The organism is Aeromonas sp. INTO2 (genome assembly GCF_049860605.1).
In the GTDB taxonomy this organism is placed as follows: Bacteria; Pseudomonadota; Gammaproteobacteria; order Enterobacterales; family Aeromonadaceae; genus Aeromonas; species Aeromonas caviae.
Genome location: NZ_CP187588.1, coordinates 3,065,291 through 3,081,002, shown reverse-complemented (window position 1 = coordinate 3,081,002; position 15,712 = coordinate 3,065,291). Strand labels below are relative to the sequence as shown.

Sequence of the window (15,712 nt, the reverse complement as noted above, 5' to 3'; positions counted from 1 at the left end):
GAAAGTGCGAACAAGTATCCCACGAACAAAAAATGAAAATTTTAGTCATTTAATATCAATGGGTTACCAGTAAATGCTCTCGTGCCATATGACTTATTCGCACCTTCCCTAGATGGAGATCACGATCTCAAGGTATTATTCGCATCATGTACAGGATCTTTAGCTACAACCAATTGAAATAGATAGAAAAAAGGCTTCGTTTGTGATCTGATTTAATCGCAAAAAAAAACCGACACACCCGAAGCCATGACTATTATCAATGCAACCCAGTACCTCAAGCAACTTCTTAGCTCTTCTGAACTCAACCGGATCGGTAAATTTACCGGTTTTTGTCAGCGACTCCGGGATATCCAGCCTGCGAGACTACTCCCGGCTCTGCTCTCAGGGCTTGGTTGCGACAAGGTGGATGGTATTGCTGGTTTGCATCGCCATTTCAATGCGTTGCAGCTCCATGATACTGACCAAATAGCGTATAAACCCTTTCACAACCAGTTACGCAAGCAGGGTTTTCCCTTGTTCATGCGCGCACTGGTTGAACGAGCCATCGCCTTACGCCTCAAGGAGTGTCTACCGGACGCCCACGGACTGGCAGGCTTTGAGCAGGTACTGCTGCAGGACGGGTCGTCATTCGCGTTACATCCGCAATTGGCAGAACATTTCCCGGGCCGATTCAATAAGCACAGCCCCGCTGCGGTAGAGTGTCATATGACCATGTCCTTGCTGGACCAGTCGCCGATATCGATGAGTATCACGGCGGATACCGAATCGGAGCGCAAGCATCTTCCGGCCGCAAATTCGTTAAATAACAAACTGTTATTGGCGGATGCCGGTTACATCAGCCGCGAGTACTTTGCTGATGTGACCAAAGCCAAAGGAAGCTATCTGGTCAGAGGGAGTCAAAATCTCAATCCCAAAGTACAGGCAGCTTACCGACAGGACGGCAGGGAAATGCCCAAGTTACTCGGAAAAAAGCTCAAGGATATCGATCGGAGAAGCTGCAGAGCCGAGGTTCTGGATCTGGATGTGAGTTCGGGAAAGTATAAATATCGACTCATAAGACGTTGGTTTGCAGAGGAAAAACGGTTCTGTATATGGATGACCAATCTTCCGCGTGAGCGATGGCCAGCCGAGAAGGTGATGGCATTGTATCGTTGCCGTTGGCAGATCGAACTGTTGTTCAAAGAGCTGAAATCACATAACCGGTTGAAGGCGTTCGCGACACGACAAAAAGCGATAGCGGAAGGCTTGATCTGGGCTAGTTTGCTGGCCTTGCTGGTCAAACGTCGGCTGGCGCTGACGCTGATTGGCAGCGCGGAGTTATCGATGCTGAAGATTGCCAAAAACAGCGCGCTTTGGTTAATGCCGATATTGGCGAGCATCATCCATGGTGCGTGGCAGGAAATAACAGAGAAGTTGGAGTGGGCAATGGTGTATTTATCCAAAAACGGCAAAAAGAGTAGGCAGAGAAAATCCAAGCAAAACAACACGTTAGACGGTATTATTAATTCGCTTGCCGCTTAAGGTTCTGTACATGTTATTCGCATCATCGATTAAACAGACGTTATGCTACAAAAAGTCAACGCAGTACCGATAAGGACAAGATATGAACGATGTAACACTATCAGTTCAACGGTTAGCTTCATACAGAGAAGCCATAAAAAAAATTAAACAAGGCAAATGTTCCTTATCTTTCCCGAAGGATACCAACATAGAATCCATTCTCGATTTTGAATCTGATCTTGTTCAGTTGGCTGCCTGGCTTGATGCCCGACTTGATGGGGTTAATAAAATTCAAGAAATATCCACTGAAATCAGTAAAGGCAGTGTTCTTGATGAGGTTTTAAATCGCATATATGACACATTTCATGAAATAATACCTTATGATAGGATCGGCTGCGCATTAATATCTGATGATTATGAGCGGGTTTTCGCTCATTGGACAAAAAGCAATTACCCAGAAAAAGTAATGATCAAAAATGGATATACTGCTTTTTTAAGTGGTAGTAGTTTAGAGGGGATACTAACCACGCAACAACCCCGCATTCTTAACGACCTGCAACTATATTTAGCTGAAAACCCTAACTCATTATCAACTAAATTAATAGTTGCTGAAGGCATTCAATCAAGTTTAACCTGCCCGCTCATTGCAGATGGTAAGCCTATCGGTTTCATTTTCTTCTCTAGCAAAGAAAAAAACACATACATTGATGCCCACCAAAAAATATTTATTAACCTTGCAAGGCAAATATCATTTTTAGTCGAAAAAAGCCGTCTTTATCAACGCATCTATGACATAAACAATCAGTTGGTAAATGCATTGGCGCAACTCAAAGAGCAGTCTTCTCGGGATGCACTTACTGGTGTTTTTCATCGGGGCGCTATAATGGAATTCCTAAAAAACACCATCGAAAAAGACACAAGAAAAAAACAGCCTACTACTGTAATACTTGCTGATATAGATCATTTCAAACATGTCAACGACACATATGGTCATGTTGCTGGTGATACAGCGCTGAAGGAGGTCAGTAAAAGTTTAACTAACCACTTAAGGAGTCATGATTGTGTTGGGCGTTATGGTGGTGAGGAGTTTTTAATTATACTGGGTGAAACCAATGCCACAGATGCTCTGTTAATTATAGAGCGTATCCGTCAAGCAATTTCTGATCTAAAGTTTGAAAGGAATGAAGGCAATTTTTCTGTCACCATGAGCTTTGGTATTGCCTGTTCAGATAATACCTCACATATAAAGACTGAAGAAACATTACTACTAGAAGCGGATAGTGCTTTATATCATGCAAAAAACGAAGGTAGAAATCGTGTATGTATCGCATAAAAAGATTTAATTTGGCTTGAATAGTGAGAATCGGCATCCGTGAATTCAGATAATAAGTGCAATGCCCATGGTGCATAGGAGAGAGGCGGTCAACTACCAGTTAGGGTACGCTTCTTCTCGCCAAAGAAACAAAGCGATACACCATGAAATACCAGCAGTTGACCGAGGGGCTACGATACCAGATTGCCTGCCTCCGTGACCATGGCCTGTCACAGGCCCGCATTGCCAAACAGCTCGGGGTTCATCCATCGACTATCAGTCGTGAGCTTCGTCGTAATTGTGCTGGGCAGGCCTATCAGCCGCAGCAGGCTCACCAACTTGCCACGGCACGACGGCTGACGAGTCAGAAGCGTACTGTCCCGTCTGATACCATCGACTTTGTTTGCATGGCGCTGGTCGCGGACTGGAGTCCCGAGCAAATCAGTGGCGTTGGAGACATGATTAACTGCCCGGTTAGCCACGAGTGGATATACCGCTATGTGGCACGCGACAAGGCCAACGGTGGCACGCTATACCGGCATCTGCGTCAGGGTCACAAACGCTATCGCAAGGGTAAGAACAGCAAACGCAGTGTCATTCCCAATCCGGTATCGATTGATGAACGCCCTGCGATAGTCAATGAGCGGAGCCGTGTGGGAGATTGGGAAGTCGATACCGTGTTGGGTAAGCAAGGCAGCGGTGCAATAGTGAGTCTGTTGGAGCGTAAGAGCCGGCTCTACCTGGTTCAATACGTTCCCAGCAAAACAGCCAGCGCGGTGGCGGACACCATTATCAGCATGCTGAAACCCTACCAGGCACATGTCCATACCATCACAGCTGACAATGGTAGCGAGTTTGTCGAACATGAACGTGTTGCAGCAGAGCTGGAAGCGCAGGTGTACTTTGCGCATCCATACAGTGCATGGGAACGGGGACAGAATGAGAATAGCAATGGTCTGCTGCGGCAATATGTGCCCAAAGGCAGTGATTTGAGTGTGGTGACAGCAGAGGCACTGTCAGCCGTCGAAAAGCGGCTGAACTTCAGGCCGCGCAAATGCTTGGGATTTAAACAGCCACAGGTGGTTTTTGACGAACTTCTGAAAGCAGCCTGATTTTTAATCGGGAATTGCACTTCGAAGTTGAATTCGCGGTTGCCATACGCTCGGAGCGAAGCATTTACCAAGGCATCTTGCTGAATACTGCTTCCGGTTTAATCATCGTTTTGACCTCAAGAGCATGTTGGTTGAATTGGGGCATGCAGTCGTGGCAAGCCCTCCGATGCCATATCGGCTCTTGAAGCTGGCTGAGGGTCATGGGTAATCAGGTAAGGCCTTGATTATATAAGCTGTTCATGTCAGTCTTTTGTTTTCAGCGGAAGAGAAAAATTCGATGGGAAGTTCTGAACTTAGCTTGCTGAAAATGGCGATTATGCAGTCTTGGAACGCGGTTGTGATTACCAGTGCTGACAGGGCAGCAGGATATCCTGTAAAAATTGCGAACCCTGCTTTTTGTCAGATGACAGGTTACGCAATTGATGAGTTGTATGGTCAGTCATTGAAGAAGTTACAAGGCCCTGCTACAGATCAGGAGGTGATTAACCGGCTTAGAAGTTGTCTTACCAGTGGTGAATACTTCGAGGGTATGACTACTAATTACCGCAAAGACGGTTCGCCATATTTGGTGCGCTGGAATATCTCACCGGTACGAGATGAGGTGGGTGACATCACGCACTTTGTTTCAGTGCAGCAAGATATGACTGCTTATGCCAAGGTAGAAGATACCAGTAAAATTCTTGGTCAGGCACTGGATGCCGCAGCAGAGCCGATACTCGTTACCGATGCGCATGCAAAGATAATCTTTGCTAATCAATCGTTTATCCAGGTTAGCGGTTACGAAGAATCAGAATTAATCGGCAATACACCAACACTTTTCAAGTCAGGCTTACACGACGATGACTTTTATAAGAACGTAAAAGCGTCTTTAATGACAGCAAAGACGTTCCAGGCAATTTTCATTAATAAACGTAAAGACGGTACCTTGTATCATTCTGAGCAGAGTATCTCCGCTATCAAAGACCAAGCTGGTAACATTACTAACTATGTTTGTGTTGGAAAAGATGTCACTGAGCGACTTCGTGAAGAGCAGGCGCTTCGTGAATCGGCAACAGTGGATCAACTAACTGGTTTGTTTAACCGCAATCATGGTAAGGCGTTGTTAAGTGAGGCTTATAGCTTTACTCTTAGCCGGGAAGAGTCCATGAGTCTCATTCTTTGCGATATTGACCACTTTAAGCAGATTAATGATAGCTTTGGGCATCCTGTTGGTGATCAGATTTTAGCTCAAGTATCGGGTCTGCTTCGAAAGTCGGTTCGGGGTAATGATCGGATAATTCGTTGGGGCGGCGAGGAGTTTTTGATCCTGCTTGAGAATTGCACTGATATGGTCGCGGCAGAATTAGCTGAACGTTTGCGATTGCGAATTGCTTCAGAGCAGTTTCAGAATGTAGGCAAGGTCACCGTGTCACTGGGAGTTGCATCATTATTTCAGAAAGAAAGTTTAGAGCAGCTGATCAGCCGTTGCGATGAAGCCTTGTATAAGTCAAAACGTAATGGTCGAAACCAACTAACGTTAGGGAAGGTGCGAACAAGTCCCTGATATGAGATCATGTTTGTCATCTGGAGCCATGAAAAAGGGTTCATCATGAGTCATCAACTTACCTTCGCCGACAGTGAATTCAGCAGTAAGCGCCGTCAGACCAGAAAAGAGATTTTCTTGTCCCGCATGGAGCAGATTCTGCCATGGCAAAACATGGTGGAAGTCATCGAGCCGTTTTACCCCAAGGCTGGTAATGGCCGGCGACCTTATCCGCTGGAAACCATGCTACGCATTCACTGCATGCAGCATTGGTACAACCTGAGCGATGGCGCGATGGAAGATGCTCTGTACGAAATCGCCTCCATGCGTCTGTTTGCCCGGTTATCCCTGGATAGCGCCTTGCCGGACCGCACCACCATCATGAATTTCCGCCACCTGCTGGAGCAGCATCAACTGGCCCGCCAATTGTTCAAGACCATCAATCGCTGGCTGGCCGAAGCAGGCGTCATGATGACTCAAGGCACCTTGGTCGATGCCACCATCATTGAGGCACCCAGCTCGACCAAGAACAAAGAGCAGCAACGCGATCCGCAGATGCATCAGACCAAGAAAGGCAATCAGTGGCACTTTGGCATGAAGGCCCACATTGGTGTCGATGCCAAGAGTGGCCTGACCCACAGCCTAGTCACCACCGCGGCCAACGAGCATGACCTCAATCAGCTGGGTAATCTGCTGCATGGAGAGGAGCAATTTGTCTCAGCCGATGCCGGCTACCAAGGGGCGCCACAGCGCGAGGAGCTGGCCGAGGTGGATGTTGACTGGCTGATCGCCGAGCGCCCCGGCAAGGTAAGAACCTTGAAACAGCATCCACGCAAGAACAAAACGGCCATCAACATCGAATACATGAAAGCCAGCATCCCCCCGGTGTCAGAATAGTTGTCGCCTAATCTGAATAATCTAAATGTGAAGACCGGGGGCGGATAAAGAGTGTCGAATGGCTCGTTATTCAAGTGAGCGCAAGGCTGCTTTGCTCAAGAAGCTGCTGCCGCCCATCAATATGTCGGTGGCCGAGTTGGCTCGGCAGGAAAACATCAGCGAGGTCACTCTGTATAATTGGCGCAAACACGCCAAAGACGGAGGGTCTCCTGTGCCCGGGGACAACAAACTGACCGATGAATGGCCCGCCGAGGCCAAGTTCGCCGTCGTGCTGGAAACCGCTGCGCTTTCCGAGATTGAACTCAGTGAGTACTGCCGCCGTAAGGGTCTCTATCCCGAGCAAGTCCAGCAATGGCGCCAAGCCTGTATTCTGGGCCAGCAATCCGCTCGTACCTTACAACAGGCGCAGAAGGCACAGGCCAAAGCGGACAAGAAGCGTATCCGGCAACTGGAGCAAGAGCTGCGGCGCAAAGACAAGGCCCTGGCCGAGGCGGCAGCTCTGCTGATATTGCAAAAAAAGCTCGATGCCTACTGGAGCAACGTCGACGAGGACAACTGACCTCGTTGCCAGAGCGGCAGCAATACGTTGCATGGTGGCGCGAAGCGCTTGAAGCTGGCGCCCGCAAGCATCCTGCGGCCGAGGTGTTGGGGCTGAGTCTGCGCACGCTCCAGCGCTGGTTGGCCGGGCCTGAGCTGAGTGCCGATAGGCGACCGGATGCGGTTCGTTCCATACCTGCTCATGCATTGAGCCCAGAGGAGCGGCAGGCCGTGCTGGACGTCTGCAATAGCCAGGAGTTCGCCTCGTTGCCGCCGAGTCAAATTGTGCCACGGCTGGCCGACCAGGGGCGCTACTTGGCCAGTGAGTCGAGCTTCTATCGCATCTTGCGGGCGGCTGACCAGCAGCACAGGCGTGGCCGGAGCCAACCACCGCGTCATGTGCCGGTACCAACCAGCCATACCGCGACTGGGCCCAATCAAGTGTGGTCCTGGGATATCACCTACTTGCCGTCACTCGTGCGCGGCCAGTATTACTACCTCTATCTGATAGAGGACATCTACAGCCGCAAAGGGGTGGGCTGGGAAGTGCATGAGCAAGAGTGCGGTGAACGGGCGGCGGCGTTGCTGCAACGGAGCTGCATATTCCGGTCGAAAATGAACACCTATTCCGGTTTAAAATGAACGCTGATTCCGGCTTGCGTGTACACCGATTCCGGACACCTCAGTGCACGTACTCTGATATCAGATGAACCGTCCTGTTCCAACAGCGCCCTAGTATCGTTAGTAGGTACAGCCAACTTGGTGCTCACCTGGTTGCCGTAGTAGGGCTCTTTGTCATTGAAGGGGCTGGTGCGAATGAATAGAGTGGCATGGCGACAGCACATTCCCTCTGCCCGGAGTTTTTCAGCTGCACGTTCCATATATCCTGCGAGGGCTTGATGCATGGAATTCATGTGTGTGATCCGTTCACCGAATGATCGGGAGCAGATGATCTGCTGTTTGGCTTGTGTGTCCTGCTCCAGGTTGGCGCATGGATAGCCGCGTAGCTCTAGCACGGTTCGCTCAACAACGACCCCATAACGATGCCGTAGGTTTTTACCATCGACAGCGACTAGGTCCGCCACACTATTGATCCCGTGCGCTTCGAGCCTGGTGGTCAGTTTTCTACCTATTCCCCATATTTCCCCGACCGGAGTGATAGCCATCAAACGCGCTCGACGTGCCTCATCACGCAAATCAACCACTCCACCAGTCGCAGGCCACTTCTTCGCGGCGTAGTTTGCCAGCTTGGCGAGTGTCTTGGTTGGCCCGATCCCGACGCCGACTGTGAGTCCAGTCCATTGCTGTATTCGTTCACGGATCTGACGACCATATGCTGTTAGGTCTCCCGCCCATGATTCGTTCAGTTCAATAAACGCCTCATCAACACTGTACACCTCGACAGTCGGCACCATGCCTTCCAGCGTGGTCATTACGCGCTGTGACATATCACCATAGAGGGCGTAGTTGCTCGAGAACCAAACACCGCCTACGGCCTCGAAGAACTGACGGATCTGGAAGTAGGGAACACCCATCTTGATGCCAAGCGCCTTGGCTTCTGCCGAGCGAGCCACAACGCAGCCGTCGTTGTTCGATAGCACCACGATCGGGCGCCCCTTGAGGTCTGGCCTAAACAGGCGCTCGCAGGACGCATAGAAGTTGTTCACATCGACGAGGGCAATGGCGTTGGGCATGGTTTACCCCAGTTTGGTCTTGTGGAGCACATAGGTTACGACGCCAAAAATTTCTAGTTCCTGCCCGTCCAATAGATGGATGGGTTGGAAATCCGGATTGGCGGGTAGCAGGGCAGGGAACGGGCGTTCTTGCAGCTGTTTGACCGTGAATTCTCCATCAAGGCAGGCTAGAACGATAGCGCCGTGGCGGGCCTTGAGCGCCCTATCTACGATCAAAAGATCCCCGTCATTGATGCCCTTTTCCACCATGCTGTGGCCACTGGCCCTGACATAGAAGGTGGCAGCGGGATGCTCAATACAGATCTGGTTCAGATCTATGGTTTGCTCAATATAGTCCTGTGCTGGGCTAGGAAAGCCGCAAACCACAGGGGACAGAAAAAGCGGCAGCTCTAGAGCGTCCGGGGTTGGATGTGGGATGGCGAACATGGTGGCTCACTGGTTACTGTTTTTATATACAGTATAGCCGTATTGCATAACGTGTGCATCCGGTGTCAGTTGACATACCGGGCCCATTAGCTATGTTCGGTTCACATGGTACTGTGTTCATAGGACGCGTGATGGAATCAACAGTTTTTAGGTGTGGTCGTGGCCAGGGGGTATACCTGCCCGAGGCAGTGGCCCTGCCAGATGAGGTCACGCATGTTGAGATCGTCGTGGTTGGTCGTACTCGCATAATCACACCTGTAGGTGAGTCCTGGGATAGGTGGTTTGATGAGCCTTGTATGAGCGCCGACGTCATGGCCGAACGTGAGCAGCCAACCGCCCAGGAGCGAGAGAAACTCTGAGGTTGGTCCAGCAGGGTAACTGAGTTGCGTAGCTGAGAGGGATTGTTTTTATATATATAGATAAAGCGTATCCCTCTCACCTGAAAAGGTGAATAGCTATGGCTATCATTCTCGCGTAGCGAGGATTGTTCATAGATCTGTCGGTACTCGCCCCCAGGCAGGATAGCTAAGTAGCCATTTTTTCTAGGTTGCACCACTGGTCGTGGTGCATGTGATCCAGTTCTGTATCTACAATGCTGGCGATTGGTCTCTCCTCTGTAGTGGTTTCAGCCGCTGCAATTTTGGACAGTATGCGACATGCCGAGAACTGCTCTAGGGAAAGTGCGAACAAGTATCCCAAGAACAAAAAATGATAATTTTAGTCATTTAATATCAATGGGTTACCAGTAAATGCTCTCGTGCCATATGACTTATTCGCACCTTCCCTCGAGTGATCTTGCAAAATAGAGCGAACTCTGCTTGCTCTTTCGGTGTGATGAATAAAGATGCGGGGCGTTCTTGCCCAAATCGATGCTTCGGGATGGAACTAACTGAGAAGGCGAGAATCCGATCGGCACTCCCCCCTACAAGTTAGCATTCATGGACAAGGTGCAAGTGTCTGGCTCTATGGGGCAAATCCAGTAATCACCCACCTCATATTATAAATTGGCTTACTTTTCAGGTGTCAATTTGAGCCGATATCGTGTGTTTCTGCCTCCACCAGGCTCTTTTTCTAGGCAGTTTTTTTCCAGTAGATCAGTAAGATGGCGCGTGGCTGTAGATTTGCTCACCTGAGCAATAATTTGATACTGACTGGCACTAATGCTCTGCAAACAGCGATCATCATCACTGCCTATCAAATAGTTCAGGATCATTACCTGTTCAGGGCACAATTGGTCATTAGCGTGTTGCTGCCAGAAACGTTGCCGGGCCAGAGTTTGGGTGCATGATTGTTGTGCCTGTTCCAGCGTGACGTTGAGTGTGTCCAAAAACCAAACCAGCCAAGGGGTGATATCCAGACCACCTCTCTGGGTCTGCTCCAGAGCGCGATAGTAATCAGCTCGACGCTCAAAAATCACTGTCGAAATTGCATACAGACTGATGCTCTGGTTGTCGGCCTGAGAGAGTGCAAGATCGGTGAGGGCTCGGCTAATCCGTCCGTTACCGTCATCAAACGGATGTAACGTGACAAACCAGAGCTGACAGATGGCGGCTCGCAGTAATGGATCTAGGCAGGGATCATCGAAACTGGTATTGAACCAGTCGATGAAAGTGGCCAATGCCTGCCCTAGTCCCTCACGTGGTGGGGCTTCGAAATGCACGATGAGTCGATCACGTGCTCCGGATATCACCTGCATCGGCTCATCACCACGCAGCTGGCCAACGCGTATCTGATGCGATCTCCGGTCATCTGCGGGAAAAAGCCAGCGATGCCATTGCAGCAGGCGTTCAAGCGTCAACTGCTCATCGCTGCTAATTGCATCCACAATCATGGCGGCCAGCCCCTCGGATCTAACTGAGGTAGGGTAGTGTGACTGCTCCACTATCCCGAGGCGACATGCCAGAGATGCACGTAACGACTGCGCGTTCAGTTGCTGATTCTCGATAGCTGAGGACGCGACGATATTGGCCAGCAGCGTATCTAGGGCATGTGTCTGATGCGCCAGTGTTGTGCTGTGAGCTGATAAATGAAGGCCCTGGAGTAGTCCCAGATTGCGGTGTGCCAGACGTAGCCTTGGCAGTAACTGCTTATCTTGCCAGCAAAAATGAGGCCAGTTCTCGTGTTGCCAGATCCAGTCTACGGTCATCGATAATCTCGCTGATTTTGTGTCGCGGGCAAGCAGTATAATGCCAACAATGAGCCGAATTGACACCACATTCGGCTCGCGATATGAGCCGATAATAGCCCTCATTCGGCTCATTCCACAACTCACAGGGCTGGTCTACTGGGTGTCGGAGAGGCTCGGGGCGAGAATGGACTCTTGGACAGTGCCACTTACTAGGTTATGATTTGTCTCGGCTGACCGGCCAGACTTTCGCACGAGTCAAAATGGTTACTACTCTCAAGCCACATGATCTCAACCTCAAATCCTCACCTTGGATGGATTAAACGTGCGATGTATACCCCAGGGTAGGACTAGGAGATTGGATCATGACCATCAAAGCATTCGTCCACACAACCCAGCTTGAGCTCAAAGATGTACTAGGGAAGGTGCGAATAAGTACCCTATGTGCCAAAACTAAAAAGTTTAGCCATTTAATATCAATAATTTAGAATGGTGTGTTTTTGTGCCAAGTGACTTGTTAGCACCTTCCCTAGCCTCAATTGCACTTACATCCAACGCAACCTGCCATTTCGTATTACTGAGCAGAATCGCATCAGCTTGCAATGACGCGTAAGTACTGTAGCCATAGGCCGCAGCAATCATCTCGTAGATATGACTACGTTTGAGGGAGATGCCTAGGGAAAGTGCGAACAAGTATCCCACGAACAAAAAATGAAAATTTTAGTCATTTAATATCAATGGGTTACCAGTAAATGCTCTCGTGCCATATGACTTATTCGCACCTTCCTTAGAGCGCTTCAAGTAGAATTGAACGATTTCATTCGCTATTGTTTTAAACGTAATACCCTTTTTAAGCGCAACACCACTCGATAATTTAATTTTTAACATCAGTGCTATTTGATGTGCTTCGGACGTTGCATCTCGTAAGTCGAGTTTCCGTGTGCTCTGACGATAGTCATAAATGCCATCTGCTGGTTGATGGACTCTACAGTGCCATCTGGAGCTGCCTTTTTGTTTGAATAGTGTTATGCCCCCGCCCAAATCATGACGATTTTTGAACGTGCTCTGACTGTCAGCCTCGATCCTCTCTGCCAGCATTCTAGCCAAGTCATGTACAGAAAATTTACTCAACACATCGATCAAATCGCTCATGAGAAGCCCCTAATACTCAACGCAGTCTCATACTAGCATTGTGTATAGTTCCATGGATATCAATTTGAAGATTGTTGTAAGTGACTGAATTTATGGCGGTATGTTATATTGCGTTCTGATTGCAAATCAGGACGGCGCCACCTGATGGCGTCGTGTGGGTTCATCGGTGGCGCGACCGTCTTCGACGCACGGCCATCCGATGGGGGTACATCGGAGCAGGAGGTGACTCGATACTCCGGATATACGGGGTGCGAGATTGTACTCGTGACCGCCTCGTCATGCAATTTGGGACGACCCTGGCATACCTGCGCCATGTTCATTTTACGCTCAGACTGGGGTTGCTAGAGTGCAAGGGGTGAAAGAGGCCCCCGAGTTGGCGGTGAAATGGATCTTTTCGGCGAAAAAGACCATCTCCAAGTTGAAATTTTGCCCTGCTCGGGAAAGAATGCGCGCTCGGTTGTTGGTCCCCGGTGACGGGTCCACAAGAGACCGATGATGAGCAGGGCAAAGGCCCACAGGAACAGGAAACCATACAGGAATTTTATGAATCCCCTTCGCATTGCCGCTTCGGCTCTTTTATGTACGCTGGCGCTGGTCAGCCAGCAGGCCGCCGCCGTTGAATACCAGCTGCCTGCAGCCAACAGCCGCCTGATCGGTGAGAACCAGGAATACGTGGTGCCCGCAGACAACCGTCCGCTGGAGCAGATCGCCTCCGACTTCCAGCTGGGTCTGACCAACATCATGGAAGCCAACCCGGGCGTCGACCCCTACCTGCCCAAGGCGGGCAGCACGCTGATCATTCCCCATCAGCTGATCCTGCCCAACGCTCCCCGCGAAGGGATCGTCATCAACGTGGCGGAGATGCGTCTCTACTACTACCCGAAGGGCAAGAACGTGGTGCATGTGCTGCCCATCGGCATCGGCCAGCTCGGGGTCAACACCCCGGAGAACTGGATCACCAAGGTTGAGCGCAAGCGTGCCAACCCGACCTGGACCCCGACCGAGAACATCCGTCGCCGCTACGCCGCCCAGGGCAAGACCCTGCCCGCGGTCTGGCCGGCCGGCCCGGACAACCCCATGGGCCTGCATGCGCTCTACATCGGCAACCTGTACGCCATCCACGGCACCAACGCCACCTTCGGCATCGGTCTGCGGGTGAGCAGCGGCTGCGTGCGCCTGCGCGCCGACGACATCAAGTACCTGTTCGATCACGTGCCGGTCGGCACCCGCGTCCAGTTCGTCAACCAGCCGGTCAAGACCACGGTCGAGCCGGATGGCGGTCGCTACATGGAAGTGCACGAGCCGCTGTCGCGCACCGAGGAAGAGTTCAACTCCACCGCCTCCGTGCCGCTGCCCATGACCCCGGCTACCACCCGCTTCATCGCCCACGCTGACAGCGATTCCAACGTGGTCAAGCAGGTGCTGGAACAGCGTACCGGCATCCCGACCCGCCTCAATCCAGAGGCGTAATGGCCGGCAAGTGCAGTTAAACAACAACGGCGACCATCAGGTCGCCGTTGTTGTTTCTGCGTATCCGGACGTCAGCTGGCTGGTGGGGCATAGAGGGCAAGCCAGTTGCCTTCGGTATCCTCGATGATGACCCTGGACCCATGACCGCTGCCGATGCTGTGCAGAGGCTCCAGCACCCGCCCGCCGAGCCGTGGGACCAGCAGCTCCGCCTCCTGCAGCCTGTCACCGAGGGAGAGATAGATGAGGGGACCGGCACCGCCGGGCTGGTGATATTTGTCCATGGGGCCGAGACAGGCCGCCGCGTTGCTGCCGTCGTGGCGCAGCATGGCAAAGCGCATGGTCTCTTCCTGGATGGGGGTGACCTGCACATCAAGCAGGGCCGAGTAGAAGTCCATGGCACGATCCAGATCCCGTGTCGGAATGTCGGCCCAGACCAGGGTGTTGTCCATCGTCGTATTCTCCAGAGTTCCCGGCCAACGCGGTCGGTGGCTCTTTGAGGTTAGAAGTGGCCGTCGGGAGGCGCCATGGATAAAAAAGCGGCGCCTGATGGCGCCGCTTGAAGGGGGAAGAGCCGAGTAAGGCTCCCCCTCTTATTTGCCGGCAATGCTGAGCCCGCCAAAGCGGATCAGCGGGGCATAGAAGTCCTTGCCATCGTCGTGGTGCAGCTGGTTGCCGACCGCTTCCAACTCCCCGAGCAGGCGATAGAAGTTGCCTGCCACCGTGATGCCGCGTACCGGCGCCACGCGCTCGCCATTTCGACAGAGGAAGCCGGAGGCGCCGAACGAGAAGTCGCCGCTCACCGCATCGGCCCCGGAGTGCAGGCCGTCCAGCTTGACCAGCTCCAGGTACTCACCGCTTTGTACCTCGGCCTCGCCGTGGGGGCCGAGCCCGAATACCAGGTGACGAGGGGCCACGTCCAGGGCACTGCGGGCACTGCGGGCGGCTGCACCGTTGCTCGTCACGCCGAAGTGGCGGGCGGTGGCGCTGTTGTGCAGCAGGGTCTTGAGCTCCCCCTCGCCGATGAGCAGGAGATCCGAAGTGGCGGCCCCTTCGCCGTCAAACGCCTTGATTTTCATGCCCCCCGGCATATAGGCACGGCTCTCCAGGGTGAGCCAGCGAGAAGCCACGCTTTGGCCCAGCTTGTCGCGCCAGGGGTTGATCCCCTGCTGGGCCCACTTGCCAGACAGGGCGGACTGGAAGCAGCCAAACAGGCTGGCAAAGCAGTGGGTGCTGAAGATGACGCTGTAGCGACCGCTCGGCACCGCCTCACCCATCAGCAGGCCATCGGCCACGGCGTGGATCTGGCGGATGAGAGGCTGGCTCTCCAACTCGTCGAAGCGCCGTGCGTACTGTCCCTGGTAGTGCATGGACTGGCGGCCCTCCCGCTCGATGAGAGCGGAGCTGTGGCAGCCGACGCTGAACTCCTGATGTTCACAGATGCTGCCCTGGCTGTTGGCAAGCCAGAGGCGGCTCTCCCCCTCGAAGAAGCCGTTGTAGGGGGCGCCGGTCACGTCCGGCAGGGCCAGCATGTCGGACTCGAGGCGCAGGGTCAGGGCGATCTTCTCTTCCACCGCCGTGGTGTCGGTCTGATGTATCTCGGCGCAGTCGGTGATGAACCTGCTCTGCTGCACTGTGATGCGCTGATCCGGGTCCACCTTGGCGAAGCGGCTCGCATCGAGCGCATCCTGCACCATGGCGTCCAGGGCCGACGCGTCGAGGGACTCGGAATAGGCGATGCCGACCCGGCCTTCCTTGATGAGACGAATGCCGATCTGCTGGCTGCTGGTGACCTTGTATTCACTGAGCTCGCCCTTGTCGGCCTTGAGGGAGAAGGCCTTCTCCTGATTGGCGATGACGTCTGCCTCGGCACCCAGATCGGCGACCTGGTCCAATAGACGGGCAAGCAGTTGGTTCATGTCGAGTTGGCTCATCAGGCGTTCCCTCCGACCAGGATATTGTCAACCT

The 15,712-nt window shown here is 52.2% G+C and carries 12 protein-coding genes and 3 pseudogenes; 9 read left to right on the top strand and 6 right to left on the bottom strand.

Annotation, left to right across the window (positions count from 1 at the left end; translation table 11 throughout):
* Positions 1 to 246: 246 nt before the first annotated feature.
* The 7 genes and pseudogenes from ACPW74_RS14525 to ACPW74_RS14495 all read left to right on the top strand — a co-directional run.
* Positions 247 to 1,521 carry an IS4-like element ISApu2 family transposase gene (locus ACPW74_RS14525; protein ID WP_011191341.1) on the top strand — a complete coding sequence of 425 codons (1,275 nt, stop codon included), beginning with the start codon at positions 247 to 249 and terminating at the stop codon, positions 1,519 to 1,521.
* Positions 1,522 to 1,603: 82 nt separating this feature from the next.
* Positions 1,604 to 2,833, top strand: a complete 1,230-nt coding sequence (locus tag ACPW74_RS14520; RefSeq protein ID WP_059169886.1) for a sensor domain-containing diguanylate cyclase — start codon at positions 1,604 to 1,606, stop codon at positions 2,831 to 2,833.
* Between the two features lie 143 nt (positions 2,834 to 2,976).
* Positions 2,977 to 3,924 carry an IS30-like element ISAeca1 family transposase gene (locus tag ACPW74_RS14515; RefSeq protein WP_012564931.1) on the top strand — a complete coding sequence of 316 codons (948 nt, stop codon included), beginning with the start codon at positions 2,977 to 2,979 and terminating at the stop codon, positions 3,922 to 3,924.
* 31 nt (positions 3,925 to 3,955) lie between these two features.
* Positions 3,956 to 4,132 (top strand): annotated as a pseudogene (locus ACPW74_RS14510) (IS1595 family transposase); the annotation flags it as partial.
* 69 nt (positions 4,133 to 4,201) lie between these two features.
* Complete coding sequence (locus ACPW74_RS14505) at positions 4,202 to 5,467, top strand: sensor domain-containing diguanylate cyclase (RefSeq protein WP_223936901.1); 1,266 nt, start codon at positions 4,202 to 4,204, stop codon at positions 5,465 to 5,467.
* 45 nt (positions 5,468 to 5,512) lie between these two features.
* Positions 5,513 to 6,325: pseudogene (locus tag ACPW74_RS14500) on the top strand (IS5-like element IS5 family transposase); the annotation flags it as partial.
* Positions 6,326 to 6,401: 76 nt separating this feature from the next.
* Positions 6,402 to 7,483, top strand: a pseudogene (locus ACPW74_RS14495) (IS3-like element ISAs20 family transposase); the annotation flags it as partial.
* A 20-nt stretch (positions 7,484 to 7,503) separates the two neighbouring features.
* Here the strand turns inward: ACPW74_RS14495 and ACPW74_RS14490 are convergent.
* A complete protein-coding gene (locus ACPW74_RS14490; RefSeq protein ID WP_232097871.1) occupies positions 7,504 to 8,574 on the bottom strand; it encodes a Y-family DNA polymerase in 1,071 nt (356 codons plus the stop codon).
* 3 nt (positions 8,575 to 8,577) lie between these two features.
* A complete protein-coding gene (gene umuD, locus ACPW74_RS14485; protein WP_010676201.1) occupies positions 8,578 to 9,000 on the bottom strand; it encodes a translesion error-prone DNA polymerase V autoproteolytic subunit in 423 nt (140 codons plus the stop codon).
* A 92-nt stretch (positions 9,001 to 9,092) separates the two neighbouring features.
* Here umuD and vapB point away from each other — a divergent pair, with 92 nt between their 5' ends.
* A complete protein-coding gene (gene vapB / locus ACPW74_RS14480) occupies positions 9,093 to 9,359 on the top strand; it encodes a type II toxin-antitoxin system VapB family antitoxin (RefSeq protein ID WP_321203459.1) in 267 nt (88 codons plus the stop codon).
* Positions 9,360 to 10,009: 650 nt separating this feature from the next.
* On the opposite strand, the gene ACPW74_RS14475 is transcribed toward vapB, so the two are convergent.
* Positions 10,010 to 11,146, bottom strand: coding sequence for a Fic family protein (locus ACPW74_RS14475; protein WP_223936767.1), 1,137 nt, complete (start codon positions 11,144 to 11,146; stop codon positions 10,010 to 10,012).
* A 699-nt stretch (positions 11,147 to 11,845) separates the two neighbouring features.
* Positions 11,846 to 12,277: a hypothetical protein gene (locus tag ACPW74_RS14470; RefSeq protein ID WP_425858267.1), complete on the bottom strand. Its 432-nt coding sequence runs from the start codon at positions 12,275 to 12,277 to the stop codon at positions 11,846 to 11,848.
* A gap of 543 nt (positions 12,278 to 12,820) precedes the next feature.
* Here ACPW74_RS14470 and ACPW74_RS14465 point away from each other — a divergent pair.
* Positions 12,821 to 13,747 (top strand): L,D-transpeptidase family protein, encoded by a 927-nt coding sequence (locus ACPW74_RS14465; protein WP_041212511.1) that lies wholly within the window; start codon positions 12,821 to 12,823, stop codon positions 13,745 to 13,747.
* A 71-nt stretch (positions 13,748 to 13,818) separates the two neighbouring features.
* Here the strand turns inward: ACPW74_RS14465 and ACPW74_RS14460 are convergent, their stop codons facing one another.
* Positions 13,819 to 14,196 (bottom strand): VOC family protein, encoded by a 378-nt coding sequence (locus tag ACPW74_RS14460; RefSeq protein ID WP_010673739.1) that lies wholly within the window; start codon positions 14,194 to 14,196, stop codon positions 13,819 to 13,821.
* Positions 14,197 to 14,337: 141 nt separating this feature from the next.
* Entirely contained in the window at positions 14,338 to 15,678 is a 1,341-nt protein-coding gene (locus tag ACPW74_RS14455; protein ID WP_425858265.1) for a TldD/PmbA family protein, read from the bottom strand.
* Positions 15,679 to 15,712 lie beyond the last annotated feature (34 nt).

What these genes read in the sequence shown, in the direction of transcription:
- vapB (WP_321203459.1), top strand. Translation starts at nt 9,093, where the DNA reads ATGTTCGGTTCACATGGTACTGTGTTCATAGGACGCGTGATGGAATCA.
- ACPW74_RS14505 (WP_223936901.1), top strand. Translation starts at nt 4,202, where the DNA reads ATGGGAAGTTCTGAACTTAGCTTGCTGAAAATGGCGATTATGCAGTCT.
- ACPW74_RS14465 (WP_041212511.1), top strand. Translation starts at nt 12,821, where the DNA reads ATGAATCCCCTTCGCATTGCCGCTTCGGCTCTTTTATGTACGCTGGCG.
- ACPW74_RS14490 (WP_232097871.1), bottom strand. Translation starts at nt 8,574, where the DNA reads ATGCCCAACGCCATTGCCCTCGTCGATGTGAACAACTTCTATGCGTCC.
- ACPW74_RS14515 (WP_012564931.1), top strand. Translation starts at nt 2,977, where the DNA reads ATGAAATACCAGCAGTTGACCGAGGGGCTACGATACCAGATTGCCTGC.
- ACPW74_RS14460 (WP_010673739.1), bottom strand. Translation starts at nt 14,196, where the DNA reads ATGGACAACACCCTGGTCTGGGCCGACATTCCGACACGGGATCTGGAT.
- umuD (WP_010676201.1), bottom strand. Translation starts at nt 9,000, where the DNA reads ATGTTCGCCATCCCACATCCAACCCCGGACGCTCTAGAGCTGCCGCTT.
- ACPW74_RS14525 (WP_011191341.1), top strand. Translation starts at nt 247, where the DNA reads ATGACTATTATCAATGCAACCCAGTACCTCAAGCAACTTCTTAGCTCT.
- ACPW74_RS14520 (WP_059169886.1), top strand. Translation starts at nt 1,604, where the DNA reads ATGAACGATGTAACACTATCAGTTCAACGGTTAGCTTCATACAGAGAA.
- ACPW74_RS14470 (WP_425858267.1), bottom strand. Translation starts at nt 12,277, where the DNA reads ATGAGCGATTTGATCGATGTGTTGAGTAAATTTTCTGTACATGACTTG.
- ACPW74_RS14455 (WP_425858265.1), bottom strand. Translation starts at nt 15,678, where the DNA reads ATGAGCCAACTCGACATGAACCAACTGCTTGCCCGTCTATTGGACCAG.
- ACPW74_RS14475 (WP_223936767.1), bottom strand. Translation starts at nt 11,146, where the DNA reads ATGACCGTAGACTGGATCTGGCAACACGAGAACTGGCCTCATTTTTGC.